The organism is Agromyces sp. CF514 (genome assembly GCF_900113185.1).
Taxonomy (GTDB): Bacteria; Actinomycetota; Actinomycetes; order Actinomycetales; family Microbacteriaceae; genus Agromyces.
In genome coordinates this window covers 2,655,682-2,671,799 of record NZ_FOZD01000001.1, presented here as the reverse complement: position 1 = coordinate 2,671,799, position 16,118 = coordinate 2,655,682, and the positions used below count along the sequence as shown (strand labels likewise).

General features: G+C 70.0%; 14 protein-coding genes and 2 tRNA genes. 14 read left to right on the top strand and 2 right to left on the bottom strand.

The genetic code is table 11. From position 1 onward, the window contains the following. The 9 genes from BM342_RS11940 (at position 1) to BM342_RS11900 (ending at position 11,221) form a co-directional block, all read left to right on the top strand. Positions 1-1,260, top strand: a complete 1,260-nt coding sequence (locus BM342_RS11940; protein WP_092965974.1) for a deoxyguanosinetriphosphate triphosphohydrolase — start codon at positions 1-3, stop codon at positions 1,258-1,260. A 123-nt stretch (positions 1,261-1,383) separates the two neighbouring features. Next, positions 1,384-3,324, top strand: a complete 1,941-nt coding sequence (gene dnaG, locus BM342_RS11935) for a DNA primase (RefSeq protein WP_092965972.1) — start codon at positions 1,384-1,386, stop codon at positions 3,322-3,324. A gap of 236 nt (positions 3,325-3,560) precedes the next feature. Then, positions 3,561-5,192: an ABC transporter substrate-binding protein gene (locus BM342_RS11930; RefSeq protein WP_092965970.1), complete on the top strand. Its 1,632-nt coding sequence runs from the start codon at positions 3,561-3,563 to the stop codon at positions 5,190-5,192. 89 nt (positions 5,193-5,281) lie between these two features. Then, a complete protein-coding gene (locus BM342_RS11925) occupies positions 5,282-6,373 on the top strand; it encodes an ABC transporter permease (RefSeq protein WP_092965968.1) in 1,092 nt (363 codons plus the stop codon). A gap of 1 nt (position 6,374) precedes the next feature. Beyond that, positions 6,375-7,457 carry an ABC transporter permease gene (locus BM342_RS11920; RefSeq protein ID WP_092965966.1) on the top strand — a complete coding sequence of 361 codons (1,083 nt, stop codon included), beginning with the start codon at positions 6,375-6,377 and terminating at the stop codon, positions 7,455-7,457. Then, a complete protein-coding gene (locus BM342_RS11915) occupies positions 7,454-9,142 on the top strand; it encodes an ABC transporter ATP-binding protein (protein WP_092965964.1) in 1,689 nt (562 codons plus the stop codon). The genes BM342_RS11920 and BM342_RS11915 overlap by 4 nt, the downstream gene beginning before the upstream one ends. Further along, the gene (locus BM342_RS11910; RefSeq protein WP_092965962.1) at positions 9,142-9,999 is read left to right on the top strand and encodes an ATP-binding cassette domain-containing protein; all 858 of its coding nucleotides are present in this window, start codon (positions 9,142-9,144) and stop codon (positions 9,997-9,999) included. The genes BM342_RS11915 and BM342_RS11910 overlap by 1 nt, the downstream gene beginning before the upstream one ends. Then, positions 9,996-10,949, top strand: a complete 954-nt coding sequence (locus BM342_RS11905) for an NAD(P)-dependent oxidoreductase (protein WP_255368712.1) — start codon at positions 9,996-9,998, stop codon at positions 10,947-10,949. The genes BM342_RS11910 and BM342_RS11905 overlap by 4 nt, the downstream gene beginning before the upstream one ends. Before the next feature lie 196 nt (positions 10,950-11,145). Beyond that, positions 11,146-11,221, top strand: a tRNA-Asn gene (locus BM342_RS11900). 67 nt (positions 11,222-11,288) lie between these two features. Here the strand turns inward: BM342_RS11900 and BM342_RS11895 are convergent. Then, positions 11,289-11,633: a gamma-glutamylcyclotransferase family protein gene (locus tag BM342_RS11895; protein ID WP_092965960.1), complete on the bottom strand. Its 345-nt coding sequence runs from the start codon at positions 11,631-11,633 to the stop codon at positions 11,289-11,291. 234 nt (positions 11,634-11,867) lie between these two features. Between BM342_RS11895 and BM342_RS11890 the strand changes: the two genes are divergently transcribed. Together BM342_RS11890 and BM342_RS11885 are read left to right on the top strand one after the other, a co-directional pair. Next, on the top strand, positions 11,868-12,569 hold the full coding sequence (locus BM342_RS11890; RefSeq protein ID WP_092966836.1) for an AzlC family ABC transporter permease: 702 nt from the start codon (positions 11,868-11,870) through the stop codon (positions 12,567-12,569). Then, positions 12,566-12,871, top strand: a complete 306-nt coding sequence (locus tag BM342_RS11885) for an AzlD domain-containing protein (protein WP_092965958.1) — start codon at positions 12,566-12,568, stop codon at positions 12,869-12,871. Before BM342_RS11890 ends, BM342_RS11885 begins: the two co-directional genes overlap by 4 nt. 86 nt (positions 12,872-12,957) lie before the next feature. Here BM342_RS11885 and def read toward each other — a convergent pair whose 3' ends face one another. After that, positions 12,958-13,527 (bottom strand): peptide deformylase, encoded by a 570-nt coding sequence (gene def, locus BM342_RS11880; RefSeq protein WP_092965956.1) that lies wholly within the window; start codon positions 13,525-13,527, stop codon positions 12,958-12,960. A gap of 39 nt (positions 13,528-13,566) precedes the next feature. On the opposite strand from def, the gene BM342_RS11875 reads away from it, so the two are divergent. The 3 genes from BM342_RS11875 (at position 13,567) to BM342_RS11865 (ending at position 16,042) form a co-directional block, all read left to right on the top strand. Beyond that, entirely contained in the window at positions 13,567-14,484 is a 918-nt protein-coding gene (locus BM342_RS11875) for a DMT family transporter (RefSeq protein ID WP_092965954.1), read from the top strand. Between the two features lie 217 nt (positions 14,485-14,701). Then, a complete protein-coding gene (locus BM342_RS11870; RefSeq protein ID WP_255368710.1) occupies positions 14,702-15,958 on the top strand; it encodes a glycosyltransferase in 1,257 nt (418 codons plus the stop codon). Positions 15,959-15,968: 10 nt separating this feature from the next. Beyond that, positions 15,969-16,042: transfer RNA gene (locus tag BM342_RS11865), tRNA-Ile, on the top strand. Positions 16,043-16,118: the final 76 nt, after the last annotated feature.

Below are 16,118 nucleotides of genomic sequence, written 5' to 3'. Positions count from 1 at the left end.
GTGGCATCCGAGCGACTGTTCGGCGGCTACCACGACGTCGACACCGAGCGCCTCCTGCCTGAAGAGCACACCAACCGCCGCAGCGACTTCGCGCGCGACCGCGCGCGACTGCTGCATTCGAGCGCCCTGCGCCGACTCGCAGCGAAGACGCAGGTGCTGAGCCCGACCGCGGGCCTCGACTTCGCGCGCAACCGCCTGACGCACTCGCTCGAGGTGGCGCAGGTCGGGCGCGAGCTCGCGTCGTCGCTGGGGCTCGACCCCGACGTCGTCGACACGGCGTGCCTCGCGCACGACCTCGGCCATCCGCCGTTCGGCCACAACGGCGAGAAGGCGCTCAACATCTGGGCGGCCGACATCGGCGGCTTCGAGGGCAACGCGCAGACCCTTCGCATCCTCACCCGGCTCGAGCCCAAGGTCTTCGACGGCGAGGGGCGCGGCTACGGCCTCAACCTGACACGCGCCAGCCTCGACGCGAGCTGCAAGTACCCGTGGCCCGAGGCGACCTCGGTCGCCGACCCGAGCGGCCGTGCCAAGTTCGGCTTCTACCGCGACGACCTCGACGTCTTCACCTGGCTCCGCCGCGGCGCGCCCGAGCGGCGGCTCTGCATCGAGGCCCAGGTCATGGACCTCTCCGACGACATCGCCTACTCGGTGCACGACTTCGAAGACGCGATCGTCAACGGCTACCTCGACGTCGAGACCCTCGGCGAGCGCGTCGACCACGACGCCCTCGTCACGTCGATGTACGAGTGGATCGGCGGCGCCTACTCGCACGACGAGCTCATCGCGGCGTTCGACCGACTCGACTCTCTCGACGGCTGGATGGACTCCTGGAGCGGCAGCCGACGCGACCAGGCGCAGCTGAAGAACCTCACGAGCCAGCTCATCGGCCGGTTCGCGAGGGCGGCGACCGAGGCGACGCGCTCGGCGTTCCCGCTCGCGAGCCTCATCCGCTTCGACGCCGACGTCGTCGTGCCCCGCGAGGTGCAGGCCGAGATCGCCGTGCTCAAGGGCATCGTCGCGGCGTTCGTGATGTCGCGCAACAGTCGGCAGCCGATCTACACGCAGCAGCGCGAGGTGCTCATCGAGCTCGCCGACACCCTGCTCGAGACCGAGGCCCGCGACCTCGACCCCGGGTTCGCCGAAGACTGGGCCGCCGCGTCAGACGACACCGCCCGCCGACGTGTGGTCGTCGACCAGGTCGCGAGCCTGACCGACCAGTCCGCGCTGGCTTGGCACGAGCGCCTCGTGCGTCGGTGACGCGTCTCGACCGGCGTCGGTCGAGACCTGTCGACCGACGCACCTCCCCGTCGGCGTCCCGGTCCGGGTGCCGGTCCGCCCGAACCGGCCGCACCTCGCTCTCGGCGATCTAGGATGAGAGCCATGGCCGGCCGTATTCGACAGAGTGACGTCGATGAGGTGAAGGCCCGAACGAACATCGCCGATATCGTCGGCGACCATGTCAGCCTGAAGTCGGCCGGCGTCGGCTCGATGAAGGGCCTCTGTCCCTTCCACGACGAGCGCAGCCCGAGCTTCCACGTGCGACCCGCGCTCGGGTACTACCACTGCTTCGGCTGCGGCGAGTCGGGTGACGCGTACACGTTCCTCCAGCGCATGGACCACGTCTCGTTCACCGAGGCCGTCGAGCGCCTCGCGGGCCGGCTCGGCTACGAGCTCCACTACGAAGACGGCGGTCAGGCGAGCGACCACGGCAACCGTGCCCGCCTGCTGGCCGCGAACCAGGCCGCATCCGAGTTCTTCGTCGAACAGCTCGGCTCGGCAGAGGCCGAGGTCGGCCGTCGCTTCCTCGGCGAGCGCGGCTTCGACGCCGAAGCTGCGCGGCGGTTCGGCGTCGGCTTCGCGCCGAAGAGCTGGGACACGCTGACGAATCACCTCAAGGGCCGCGGCTTCTCGACCGAAGAGCTGAGCGCAGCGGGGCTCGTGTCGCAGGGCGACCGTGGCGTCTACGACCGGTTCCGAGGGCGGCTCGTCTGGCCCATCCGCGACGTCACCGGCCAGACCGTCGGATTCGGCGCGCGGCGCCTGCTCGACGACGACAAGGGCCCGAAGTACCTGAACACCCCCGAGACCGCGATCTACCACAAGGCACAGGTGCTCTACGGCCTCGACCTCGCCAAGCGCGAGATCTCGAAGTCGCACCGCGTCGTCGTGGTCGAGGGGTACACCGACGTCATGGCGTGCCACCTCGCCGGAGTCACGACGGCGATCGCGACGTGCGGCACGTCGTTCGGCGTCGACCACATCAAGGTGCTGCGGCGCGTGCTCGGCGACGACTCCGGCGTGGGTGAGGTCGTCTTCACGTTCGACGGCGACGCCGCGGGCCAGCAGGCCGCGATGCGCGCGTTCGCCGAGGAGCAGCGGTTCGCCGCGCAGACCTTCGTCGCGGTCGCCCCCGACGGGCTCGACCCGTGCGACCTGCGCCTCGCGCGCGGCGACGGCGCCGTGCGGTCGCTCGTCGAATCCCGCACACCCCTCTTCGAATTCGTGCTCAGGCACACCGTCGAACGCTACGACCTCGAGACCGTCGAGGGGCGGGTCGCGGCGTTGCGGGCCGCGGCTCCGGTGATCGCCGACATCCGCGATCCCGCGATGCGCCCGGGCTACACGCGCGAGCTCGCGCGCATGCTGGGCGTCGAGCTCGCCGAGGCGACACGCGCCGTTCGGCAGGCGCAGTCGCGATCGCGCGACGGCGCCGGGTCGCGAGGCCAGGGCCAAGGCGCCCAGAGCCGCGACGGCGCTCCTCGTGACGGCGGGGGCAGCGGTGCGCAGCAGCAGGGCGCGCGGGTCGCGCTCGACTCGGGCCGGCAGGTTCCCGAAGCCGCCGAGCGGCCGTTCTCGATCGTCGACCTGCCGAGCGACCCGGCGACGCGGCTCGAGCGCGACGCGCTGCAGGCCATGCTGCAGTACCCGTCCGAGATCGGCGACGACCTGTTGCGCCATGCGGTCGACTGCCGCTTCACGAACCCGTCGCTCTCGGTCGTGCGCGACGGCGTGGCCTCCGTGCTCGCCTCGGGCGATGCCGTCGTTCGCGTCGATCGCGTGGTCGACGAGGTGCCCGCACCGTTCCAAGGGGTCGTGCACCAGTTGGCGGTCGCGCCGGTGCCGCAGCGCGGCAACGCCGAACTGACGGTCTACCTGCGCGGGGTCGTGAGCGCGCTCATCGATCGCGAGCTGCTGCGGCAGAAGTCCGAGCTGCTCGGGCGACTGCAGCGTACCGACCGGGCCGACACCGAGACGTTCCAGGCGCTCCAGCGCGGACTCGTCGAGCTCGAACGCGAACGTCGAGCGCTTCGCGGCGACTGAGCGGCACCCGCGCGCACGTCGGGTTCGCGGCGTACCACGCCGACTCCTGATGGTGCGTTCCCTCGCCGGGCAGGTGCGCGGCCAATCACGGTCGCGTTGCAGAACGATAAACATTCAGGCACGAAATCTGCAGACCCTGCGACATGCGCGCATGCCTGTGCTACTTCTGAGGGAATACGCACACGCGACGCGGTTCTTCCGCGCCCGCGTTTCCTGACAGGAAGAGGTAGACGGATATGTCATCCGCATCCACGAACCGGCGCCGCACGCTCATCGCGGCAGCCGGCGTCTCGGTCGCCGCGCTCGCGCTGGCCGGTTGCACCGCGTCGTCCGGCGGCGACGACTCGACCGGCGGCACGCTGACCATCGGCACGACCGAGCAGGTCACCGCGCTCGACCCGGCCGGCTCGTACGACAACGGCTCGTTCGCCGTGATGAACCAGGTGTACCCGTTCCTGCTGAACACCCCGTACGGCAGCCCCGACGTCGAGCCCGACATCGCGGAGTCGGCCGAGTTCACCTCGCCGACCGAGTACACGGTCAAGCTCAAGTCGGGCCTGAAGTTCGCCAACGGCAACGACCTCACGGCCTCCGACGTGAAGTTCACGTTCGACCGCCAGACCGCGATCGCCGACGAGAACGGCCCGTCGTCGCTGCTCTACAACCTCGAGTCCACCGAGGCCGTCGACGACACGACCGTCGTCTTCCACCTGCTCAGCGAGAACGACCAGATCTTCCCGCAGATCCTGTCGAGCCCGGTCGGCCCGATCGTCGACGAGGACGTCTTCTCGGCCGACTCGCTGACCAGCGACGACGACATCGTCGCCGGCAACGCGTTCGCCGGCCAGTACGTCATCACGAGCTACGACTTCAACAACCTGATCTCGTACAAGGCGAACGCCGACTACGACGGCCTCCTGGGTGCCGCGAAGACCGACACGGTCAACGTGAAGTACTACACGGATGCCTCGAACCTGAAGCTCGACGTGCAGGAAGGCAACATCGACGTCGCGAACCGCACCCTGAGTGCGACCGACATCGAGGACCTCCGCGGCAACGACAAGGTGAAGGTCGTCGACGGCCCCGGCGGCGAGATCCGCTACCTGGTCTTCAACTTCAACACCATGCCGTTCGGTGCGACGACCCCCGAGGCCGACCCGGCCAAGGCGCTCGCCGTCCGCCAGGCGATCGCCGACCTCATCGACCGCGACGCGATCTCGGAAGACGTGTACAAGGGCACCTTCACCCCGCTGTACTCGTACGTTCCCGAGGGCCTGACCGGTGCCAACGAGGCCCTCAAGGGCCTCTACGGCGACGGCAACGGCGCACCCGACGCCGACAAGGCCGCGGCCACGCTCGAAGCGGCCGGCGTCACGACGCCGCTCGACATCTCGATCCAGTACGTGGCCGAACGCTACGGACCGTCGTCGAGCGACGAGTACGCGATCATCAAGGAGAACCTCGAGGAGAGCGGCCTGTTCACCGTCGACCTGCAGTCGACCGAGTGGGTGCAGTACTCGAAGGACCGCGTCGCGGACCTCTACCCGGCCTACCAGCTCGGTTGGTTCCCCGACTACTCCGACGCCGACAACTACCTGACGCCGTTCTTCCTCAAGGAGAACTTCCTCGCCAACCACTACGACAACCCCGAGGTGAACGACCTCATCCTCGAGCAGGCCGTCACGGCCGACCCGGCTGCGCGTGCCGAGCTCATCGGCGAGATCCAGGACAAGGTCGCGGCCGACCTGTCCACGATCCCGTACATGCAGGGCGCGCAGGTCGCGGTCGTCGGTGCGGATGTCGAGGGTACCGAAGACACCCTCGACGCCTCGTTCAAGTTCCGCTACGCGGCGCTTTCGAAGGGCTGATCCGACCGTCTAGGCTCGGTTGAAGCTCTTCGACGGGGACGACCTGCACCAGCGGGTCGTCCCCGTTCCCCTGTACCCCTGAGGAATCCATGAGCACTGTCAACACCCTCTCCACCGCGGAGGGGCCGGCGATCCCGCGCCCCAAGCCCAAGGCGCAGGGCGGCGGCTTCGCCCGCTACCTGCTGGTCCGCTTCCTGCTGATCTTCCCGACGATCTTCATCCTCGTCACGCTCGTGTTCTTCCTGATGCGCACGACCGGTGATCCGATCACGGCGGCGCAGGGCGGACGCCTGAGCCCCGAGGCGCTCGCAGAGCTGCGCGCCGCCGCCGGGTACGACCGTCCGCTGCTGATCCAGTACCTCGAGTACCTGGGCCGCATCGCCGTCTTCGACCTCGGAACGACGGTCACGACGAACCGTCCGGTGGTCGAGGTGCTCGCGACGTACGGCCCGGCGACCTTCGAGCTGGTGTTCTACTCGCTCATCGTCGCGTTCTGCGTCGGCATCCCGCTCGGCCTCGCCGCCGCGTACTACCGCGACAAGGCGCCCGACGCGTTCTTCCGGGTGCTCGCGATCTTCTGGTACGCGATCCCCATCTTCTTCGCGGGCCTGCTGCTGAAGCTCATCTTCGCGGTCTGGCTCAAGTGGCTGCCGGTCGCGGGTCGCGCCAGCGTGGGCGCAGAACTGCAGTTGCAGACGCTGCCGAACAAGACCGGCTTCTACACGATCGACGCCCTCATGACGGGCGATCCGGCGGTGCTCGGCGACGTGCTCGCCCACGCCGTCCTGCCTTCGATCGCGCTCGGTCTCCTGACCGCCGGCATCTTCCTCCGTCTCGTGCGCACCAACGTCATCGGCACGCTCTCGACCGACTACGTGGATGCCGCCCGTTCACGCGGCGTCGCCGAGTCGCGACTGCTGCGCAAGCACGCCTACCGGCCGGCGCTGATCCCGATCATCACGGTCATCGGCCTCCAGATCGCCCTGCTGCTCGCGGGCGCCGTGCTCACCGAGACGACCTTCGAATGGAAGGGCCTCGGCTTCGCGCTGGCCGAGTTCCTCGAGTCGCGCGACTTCGTGGCCGTGCAGGGCATCGTGGTGCTGCTCGCGATCATCGTGGCGCTCACCAACTTCATCGTGGACATCATCGCCGCGTTCATCGACCCGAGGGTGAGGTTCTGAGATGACCGCGACTTCCGCGACGTCCGTCCCTCCGGTGCCGAAGCGCCGGCTTCGCGACCGCCTGCCGGTCGTGCACCAGCTCCGCCAGAGCGTCGGCCTCCAGCGGGGCATGCTCGTGGCCGGCCTCGTCATGATGGCCGTGTTCATCCTGTCGGCCTTCCTCGCGCCGGTGTTCGCGCCGTACGGGTTCGCCCAGCGCAAGGAGGACGGCGTCTCGTTCGGTACGCAGCAGCCGCCGTCGATCGAGCACCCGTTCGGCACGACGGTGGGCGGCTACGACGTGCTCTCCCGCGTCATCTGGGGTACCCAGACCGCGATCCTCGTGATCGTCGTCGCCGTGCTGCTCTCGATCTTCATCGGCGTCGCGCTCGGCCTGTACTCCGGCTACTTCGGCGGCTGGCTCGACCGCGTGCTCGTCGTCGTGTGCGACGCGATCTACGCGTTCCCGTCGCTGCTGCTCGCGATCGTGCTGTCGATCGTCATCTCGGGCGGCCAGTCCGACCTGTGGGGCGGCGTCCTCGCCGCGGCCGGCTCGATCACGGTCGTCTTCATCCCGCAGTACTTCCGGGTCATCCGCGCCGAGACCGTGCGCATCAAGGCCGAGGCCTACGTCGAGTCCGCGAAGGTGCTCGGCGCGTCGAACTCGCGCATCGTGTTCCGGCACGTGCTCCGCAACGCCACCCGCACGCTGCCGCTCATCATCACGCTGAACTCGTCCGAGGCGATCCTCACGATGGCCGGACTCGGCTTCCTCGGCTTCGGCATCGAGCCGACCGCGGCCGCCGAGTGGGGCTACGACCTCAACAAGGCGCAGTCCGACGTCACGAGCGGCATCTGGTGGACCGCGCTGTTCCCGGGCCTCGCGATCGTGTTCACCGTGCTGGGCATCACGCTCGTCGGCGAGAGCCTCAACGACCTCGCCGACCCGCGCCTGCGCGGCCGCCGCCGAGTGGCGAAGGCGGCCGGCCAGGTCGCCGAGACCTCCGTCGTCCCCGGCGGCACCCTGTCCGCCGGTCCCGGAGGCCTTGCGGGCCTCGAAGACGGGGAGACGTTCGACGAGCACGGAATCGAGGTCAAGTCATGAGCACGGTGGTCGACATCAGGAACCTCGGCGTCTCGTTCGCGACCGACGCCGGTGCGGTGAAGGCCGTCGACGACGTGTCGCTCACCGTGAAGCGCGGCGAGGTGCTCGCCATCGTCGGCGAGTCGGGCAGCGGCAAGACCGTGACCGCCAAGACGATCCTCGGGCTCCTGCCCGAGACCGCCACGACCAGCGGCGCCGTCGTGCTCTCCAACCGGGCGGGCACGCACGAGAACGACGTCATCTCGGTGTCGAAGCAGCGACTCCGCGACATCCGCGGCACCGACGTCGCGATGGTGTTCCAGGAGCCGTCGACCGCATTGAACCCGGTGTACACGGTCGGCTGGCAGATCATCGAGGGCCTGCGTGCGCACGGCGAGATCTCCAAGGCCGATGCGCGGGCGAAGGCCATCGAGATCCTCGGCCGCGTCGGCATCCCCGACCCGGCCGAACGCATCGACCACTTCCCGCACCAGTTCTCAGGCGGGCAGAAGCAGCGCATCGTCATCGCGATGGCACTCGTGCTGGAGCCCGGCCTCATCGTGGCCGACGAGCCGACGACCGCGCTGGATGTCACGGTGCAGGCCGAGATCCTCGACCTGCTGCGTCGGTGCCGCGACGAGTTCGGCGCGGCGATCGTGCTCATCACGCACAACATGGGCGTGGTGGCCGACCTGGCCGACCGGGTCGCCGTCATGTACCAGGGCAACCTCATCGAGCAGGCGCCGGTCGACCAGCTGTTCGCGAACCCGCAGCGGGACTACACCAAGGCGCTGCTCGCCGCGGTGCCCTTCGTCGGACACGGAACGGTGCGCGCCGAGGCGCGTGCCGCCGCCCGCCCCGAGGGCTGGGCCGAGCAGACGCCCGTCGTGCAGGCGACCGGGCTCGAGATCGAGTACCCGGGCAGGTTCGGCCGATCCGGCTTCCGCGCCGTGCAGGGCGTCGACCTCGTCATCCGTCCGGGCGAGGTGCTCGGGCTCGTGGGCGAGTCCGGCTCGGGCAAGACGACGATCGGGCGCGCGATCGCGGGGCTGACGAAGGTCACCGGTGGCTCGCTCAGCGTGCTCGGCGCCGAGATGAACGGCATCCGCGAGCGCGAGTTCCGGCCGCTGCGCAGCCGCATCGGCTTCGTCTTCCAAGACCCGGCGTCGAGCTTCAACCCGTTGCTCACGATCGCCGAGTGCGTGGCGGAGCCGCTCATCATCCACGGTCGGGCGCGCGACGCGCGAAACGCCAGGCACCGCGTCGACGAGCTGCTCGAGGCCGTGCAGCTGCCGCGGGCGTACGGCGACCGCTACCCGCACGAGCTCTCGGGCGGCCAGCGTCAGCGCGCGAGCCTCGCACGCTCGCTCGCGCTCGAACCCGAACTGCTCATCGCCGACGAACCGACGTCGGCGCTCGACGTCTCCGTCCAGGCGCGTGTGCTCGAGCTGTTCGCCGAGTTGCAGCGCGAGTTCGGGTTCGCCTCGCTGTTCATCAGCCACGACCTCGCGGTCGTCGACATCCTCGCCGACCGCATCGCGGTGCTCTACCACGGCAGGCTCGTCGAGGAGGGCACGGGCACCGAGGTGCTGGGGTCGCCGCAGCAGCCGTACACGCAACGCCTGCTCGCGTCGTTGCCGGTGCCCGACCCGGTCGCGCAGGCCGAACGACGCGAGCAGCTCCGGCGTCTTCGAGAGGCGGACTGATGGCGCCCGCCGAACACGGCTACCCGATCGTCGTCAGCGATCTCTCGCTCGAGTACCCGGCGAAAGGGCCGAGCCCCGCGCACGTCGCCCTGCACGGCCTCAGCCTGACGATCGCGCCCGGCGAGGTCGTCGGACTGCTCGGCAGCGCCGGCAGCGGCAAGAGCACGCTCGCGAAGGTGCTCTCGGGCGCGGCCTTCGATCCGCGGTCGGCCGACGCGCGGCCGGTCATCACGGGCGGCGACGCCTCCGTGCTGGGGCACCGGCTGCGCGGGCTCCCGAAGCGCAAGCTGCCCGAGCTGCAGTTCCACGTCGGCTACCTCGCCCAAGACGCGGGGTCGCGCCTCGCCGCCGATCGCAGCGTCGCCGAGATCATCGCCGAGCCGATCCTCGAGCGTGATCGCCGCTACAACCGGCGCGCCCTCGAGACCCGGGTCGCGACGATGCTCGACAGCGTGCGGCTGCCGCTGGGCTACCTGCAGAAGTACCCCTACGAGCTGAGCGGCGGGCAGCGACAGCGCGTCGCGCTCGCCCGGGCGCTCGTACTCGGCCCGTCGGTGCTCATCGCCGACGAGCCCACGGCGGGCATCGACCTGACCGTGCGCGACGCCGTCGCCCAGCTCATCGGCGAGCTGCGCGAGCGGCAGCGGTTCTCGGCGCTGCTCATCAGCCACGACCTGCCCGTGCTGCGCAGCACCGCCGACCGCATCGCCGTGCTCGATCGCGGCAGCCTCGCCGCGATCGGCACGATCGACGAGGTGTTCCACGACCCGAGCCACCCGTACGTCGCGGCCCTCGCGGGCGCGCTCGACGACGGGCACGCGATCATCGACGAGCTCGACGGCGGCCTGGGCCGGTGACGGATGCCGGTGGCGCGGCGCCGCTGGTCGGCGCCGTGTCGGTGCTCCCGCACGCCGACCCGTCCGTCGTCGCCGCAGTGCGCCGGGCGGGCGGCGAGGTCGTGCCGCTCGGCGTGCGCACGCGCGGGCTCGTCTGGGTCGCCGCCTCGGGGGCGGGCGAGCTCGAAGACGCGCTGACGCGGCATCCGCAGGTCGAATGGGTGCAGCTGCCGTGGGCGGGCGTCGATGCGTTCGCCGGCATCCTGGCTCGATACCGCGACGACGGACGGGTCTGGACGAGTGCCAAGGGCTCGTACGCGCGCCCGGTCGCCGAGCACGCGCTCATGCTCGCCCTGAGCGTGCTCCGCGAGGTGCCGCGTCGGGCCCGCGCGACCGCGTGGGAGGCCGACGAGCGGGGGCGGAGCCTCTTCGGCATGCGCGTCGTGATCGTCGGCGGCGGCGGCATCACCGAGGAGCTCCTGCGCCTGCTGGCGCCGTTCGGCGTGCACGCGACCGTCGTGCGCCGCCGCGCGGAGCCCGTCGAGGGTGCTGCACGCACGGTGACGGATGCCGACCTGCACGAGGTGCTCGTCGACGCCGACCTCGTGGTCCTTGCCGCCGCGCTCACCGAACGCACGCGCGGCATGATCGGCGCGCCGGAGCTCGCGTTGCTGCCCGACGGCGCATTCCTCGTGAACATCGCCCGGGGCGGCCTCGTCGACACGGATGCGCTCGTCGCCGAGCTCGGGAGCGGGCGGCTCGGGGGAGCGGGGCTCGACGTGACGGATCCCGAACCCCTGCCGCCGCTGCATCCGCTCTGGGGGCTCGACAACGCCCTCATCACGCCGCATGTGGCCGACACCGAGGCCATGACCGTGCCGCTCTTCGCGGAGCGCGTGGCGGCGAACACGGCGGCGTTCCTCGGCGAGGGCGACTGGGTCGGTCGCGTCGACCTGCACGCCGGCTACTGATCGCTCCGACCAGTGGTCGGTCGACGGACGAAGCCTCCGGAGACCAGCCGGCGTTCAGGTGAGAAGGCTAGGGTGAAATCACGTCTGGTCAGGGAGTCCGCCGCGGATCCACGACCTGCGCATTGTCGAGGGTCTCTCGAATTGGTGAGACGCCCGCTTCTTGCTAGAGTGAATCCGCTGCGAAACGCAGAAATGATCCTCCATAGCTCAATTGGCAGAGCAATCGGCTGTTAACCGGTAGGTTCTTGGTTCGAGTCCAAGTGGGGGAGCCAGCGAGGCCCCGCATCCGTCAGGATGCGGGGCCTCTTCGTTTCCGCGACGCGTCCTCAGGCGGCGTGCTCAGCGCGAGACATCCGCCGCGAGGTACGCCCAGGCGTCGCGGCCCGATCCGAGCACGACCGGCGTTCGCACGTAGTCGTCGACCTCGTACGCGTCCGTCGCCGCGAGGTCGACGTCGTCCAGCTCGAGGTACGCGCCCTCGACGACGTCGTGTCGGGCTCCTCGGCGGAGGATGGGATGACGGTCCGATCCGCTCGTGGCGATGACCGCGGCATCCGTGATCCGGATCCAATCGAGCCGGTACCCCGGAAGCGTGTCGGCGATCGTGGGCACCGCCCGTCCGTAGAGCGCCGCCTGCACGTCGGGCTGGCGGAGGGTGCCGTACGAGAACACGCGGTGGGTCATGCCAGCAGCCTACGGGCGGCCTGCTCGGGCGATTGCGGACCTGCCCTAGGCTTACGCGAGGTGTCGTTTCGGCTGGCCGTCGTCGACACCGCGCCGGTCGAACGGGTCGTCCGGTCCGAGTCGCGGGAGGCGCACGTGCACGACGATCGCGCCGACGACGCGGCCGGAGCCGCCGCCGAGACCGGACCCGCAGGAGCCGACGCCGGAGCCGCCGCCGAGACCGGACCCGCAAGCGTGTCCGCATCCGCGGCCGGTCCCAGGAACGCCGTCGTGCGCGACTCGCTCTCGGTCGGGCTCGCGACCGCCGCCTACGGCATCTCGTTCGGGGCGCTGTCCGTGGCATCCGGCCTCGACGTCTGGCAGACGATGTTCCTCAGCCTCGTGATGTTCACGGGCGGCTCGCAGTTCGCGCTCATCGGCGTGCTCGCTGGCGGTGGCGCGGCATCCGCGGGCCCGGCGATCGCCGCGGCCACCCTGCTCGGCGTGCGCAACGTCGTCTACGGCATGCGCATGAAGCCGCTCGTCGACCGCGGCGGCCCCGTGCGACGTGTCGCCGCTGCCTGGATCACCATCGACGAGTCCACGGCCGTTGCGCTCGCGCAGTCCGAGGAGCGCTCGGCGCGGCTCGGGTTCTGGCTGACGGGCGCGATCGTGTTCGTCGGCTGGAACATCACCACGCTCGTCGGAGCGCTCATCGGCGACGCGTTGGGCGACACGCGTGCGTGGGGGCTCGACGCGGCCGCCGCGGCGGCGTTCCTCGGCCTGCTCTGGCCGCGACTGAAGCGCGTGCAGGCGGGGGCGGTGGCGGTCGGCGCTGCCGTCGTGGCGACGATCGCGACGCCCGTGCTCGTGCCCGGGCTGCCCGTGCTCGTCGCGGCCGTGGTCGCCCTGATCGTGGGCTGGTTCGACCTCTTCGACCGGAAGCGGCCGGCATGACCACCTGGCACGTGATCCTCATCGCGTCGGCTGCGACGCTCGCGCTGAAGCTCGGCGGCTACGTCGTGCCCGCCGGGTTCCTCGAGCGCGAGCGCCCCGCCCGCATCGCCGACCTGCTCACGGTCGCGCTGCTCGCGGCGCTCATCGCCGTGCAGACGCTCGGCGCCGGCCAGGCGATCGTGGTCGACGCCCGCGTGCCGGCCGTCGTCGTCGCCGCCGCGCTCTACGCGCTGCGCGTGCCGTTCGTGATCGTCGTCATCGTGGCCGCGGCGGTCGCCGCCGGCATCCGCGCGTTCACCTGAACGACCAGGAGAGCGGATGCCGCGGGCGGCCGTCGCGTCGAACGGCGCCGGCGCGCGACATCCGCAGTCTGAAGCCTGCTACCGGCTCAGCCCTCGAGGTCGTCGACGCCGGGCATCCACGAGACGCCGGGCTCGCCCCAGCCGACCTTGCGGCAGATCTTCGCGACGATGCGCTGCTCCTTGTCGGTGAGCCGGTCGGTGTAGAGCGTGCCGTCGAGGTGGTCGAACTCGTGCTGGAAGATGCGGGCGAGCCACCCCTCGGCCTGGATCTCGAACGGCTCGCCGTCGAGGTCGGTCGCGCGGAGGATCGCGCGCTCGGCTCGCCGGAGCGGGAACCGTTCGCCCGGGAACGACAGGCAGCCCTCGGACTCGAAGTCGGGATCGGGGTGCCCAGGCTCGAGCGGGGTGATCCACAGCTCGGGGTTGATCGCGACGCCGCGCCACGACGCGCCGGCCTCTTCGTCGGCCCACGTGAACGTGAAGATCCGCAACGGCACCCCGACCTGCGGGGCGGCGAGGCCGACGCCGGGCGCGGCATCCATGGTCTCGTACAGGTCGCGCACGAGCGTGCGGATGTCGTCGTCGATCGTCTCGACGGGGAGCGCGGGGGAGTGGAGCACCGGTTCGCCGGTGATGCGGATGGGAAGCACGGCCATTCGCCAAGGATATCGACGCCGGGAGGGTAGGGTCGTTTCGTGGATCCAGACCTGAGCGACCTGACCGAGCAGATCGCGCTCGACCCGACTCAGTTCATCGGCATCCCGCTGGCGCTCGTCGGCGCCGTGTTCCTCTCGCTCGGCGCCCAGTTCCAGCACCGCGGGGTGACCAAGGTCGAGGCGCACACGGCCGACGCACTCGGCAAGGGCCTGAACGTGGGCCAGCTCTGGCTGCTGCTCTCGCGCCCGTCGTGGGTGATCGGCACCGTCATGCTCGGGTTGGCGATCGTCTTCCAGCTCGCGAGCCTCTCGTTCGCGCCGATCATCGTGGTGCAGCCGCTCGGCGCGATCGCGCTCGTGATCACGTCGATCCTGAACTCGCGGGTCAACAAGGTCAAGCTGAACTCGAAGTCGATCACGGCGATCTTCATGTGCGTCGGCGGCGTCTTCCTGTTCGTCGGCGTCGCGGCCTTCACCGCCGTCGACAAGCCTGTGACCGACCGGCAGCTCATCACCATCCTGACGCTGCTCGCCGTCGTGCTCGTGGCTGCCGCACTGGCGTTCTGGTTCTTCCGCAGCCGGATCCGTGCCACCTTCTACGTCATCATGGCCGGCCTGCTCTACGGCTTCGTCGCCACGCTCGCCAAGGTCGTCATCGGGCGCGTGCAGCAGGGCGAGTTCGAATGGCTCACCTTCACCTGCGTCATCGGGCTGCTCGCCGCCACCGCGCTCGGCGCGTACTTCGTGCAGAACGCGTACGCCTCGGGCCCGCCCGACCTCGTGATCGCGGGCCTCACCGTCGTCGACCCGATCGTCGCGGTGCTCATCGGCATCGTCGTACTCGGTGAGGCGTCGCAGGCCGCGCTCTGGGCCAACATCACGTTCGCGATCGCGGGGGCCATCGCCGTGTGGGGCGTGTTCCTGCTCGCGCGCAACCATCCGCAGACCCGGCTCTGACCGCCTTCACCGCCCCGCCCGGCCGATTCGAGCGACGGATGCCGGCGGCGGGCCGGTTCTCCACAGGCATCGGCGCCCGGCTGCACGACATGCCCGATGAGCCGCCCACGACCCCGCCTGCGTAGACTATCTTCGAACTCAACGCCCGCGCCCACGTACAGCGTCGCGCCGCGCTCGGCCGACACGGCCGCCCCCGAACTGTGAGGAACATCTCCACGTGTCTGACACTCCCGGTGCGTCATCTCCCGATGGCGCCGACCGCGCAGAGCCGGAACGCCCGCTCAGAATCCTGATCGGTGCCGACACCTTCGCCCCGAACGTCAACGGCGCCGCCCGCTTCGCCGAGCGCCTCGCCGCAGGCCTCGTCGAGCGCGGGCACGAGGTGCACGTCATGGCGCCTGCCGCGAACCGCAAGAGCGGCACGTGGCGCGAGGTGCACGAGGGCCAGGAGATCACGGCGCACCGCCTCTACAGCTGGCGCTGGTACCCGCACGACTGGCTGCGCTTCGCGCTGCCCTGGCGCATCAAGCAGAACAGCGCCCGCATCATCGACGCCGTCAAGCCCGACGTGGTGCACTTCCAGTCGCACATCATCGTCGGCCGCGGTCTGTCGATCGAGGCCGAGAAGCGCGGCATCCGCATCGTCGGCACCAATCACTTCATGCCCGAGAACATGCTCGAGTTCACGCTGCTGCCGAAGGCCTGGCAGGACTGGGCCGTCGGGCTCGCCTGGAAGGCCGCCGGTCGCACGTTCGGCCGCGCCGAATCCGTCACGACGCCCACGCTCAAGGCCGCGCAGTTCCTCGAGAAGCACACCGGCCTCGAGGGCGTGCACGCCATCTCGTGCGGCATCGACGCGCACAAGTACTCGCCCAACTGGGAGCCGCGCACCGAGAACCGCATCCTCTTCGTCGGCCGGGTCACGGGCGAGAAGCAGATCGACGTGCTGCTGCGCGCCCTCACCCTGCTGCCCGCCTCGCTCGACGCCAAGGTCGAGATCGTCGGCGGCGGCGACCAGTTGAAGAACCTGCAGAACCTCGCCGTCGAGCTCGGCATCGCCGACCGCGTCACCTTCACCGGCTACGTGACCGACGAGCAGCTCCGCGAGGCATACCACCGCGCATCCGTGCTCGCGATGCCCTCGATCGCCGAACTGCAGAGCATCGTCACCATGGAGGCCATGGCCTCGGCGCTCCCCGTCGTGGCCGCGAACGCCATGGCGCTGCCGCACCTCGTGCACGACGGCCAGAACGGGCACCTCTTCGAGCCGAGCAACCCGCAAGACCTGGCAGACAAGCTGCGTGACGTGCTCGAGGCCTCGCCCGACGTCTACAACGCGATGAAGGCCTCGTCGCTCAAGTTCATCAAGGCCCACGACATCACCCGCACGCTCGACACGTTCGAGAGTCTGTATCGTGGTGAGCGCGTGACCGATCCGGTCACCGAGTCGATCCCGGTCATCCTTCCCGACTGAGGTCGCTCGCGGGGCGGTAGCTCAGCCGGTTAGAGCAGTGGACTCATAATCCATCGGTCACGGGTTCAAGTCCCGTCCGCCCTACAAGATAGATATTGCTTCTGATCAGGCATTTCTCATTCTTTTCCGAGCCCGGCATGTTTGCGGAGAGAGTGTATTC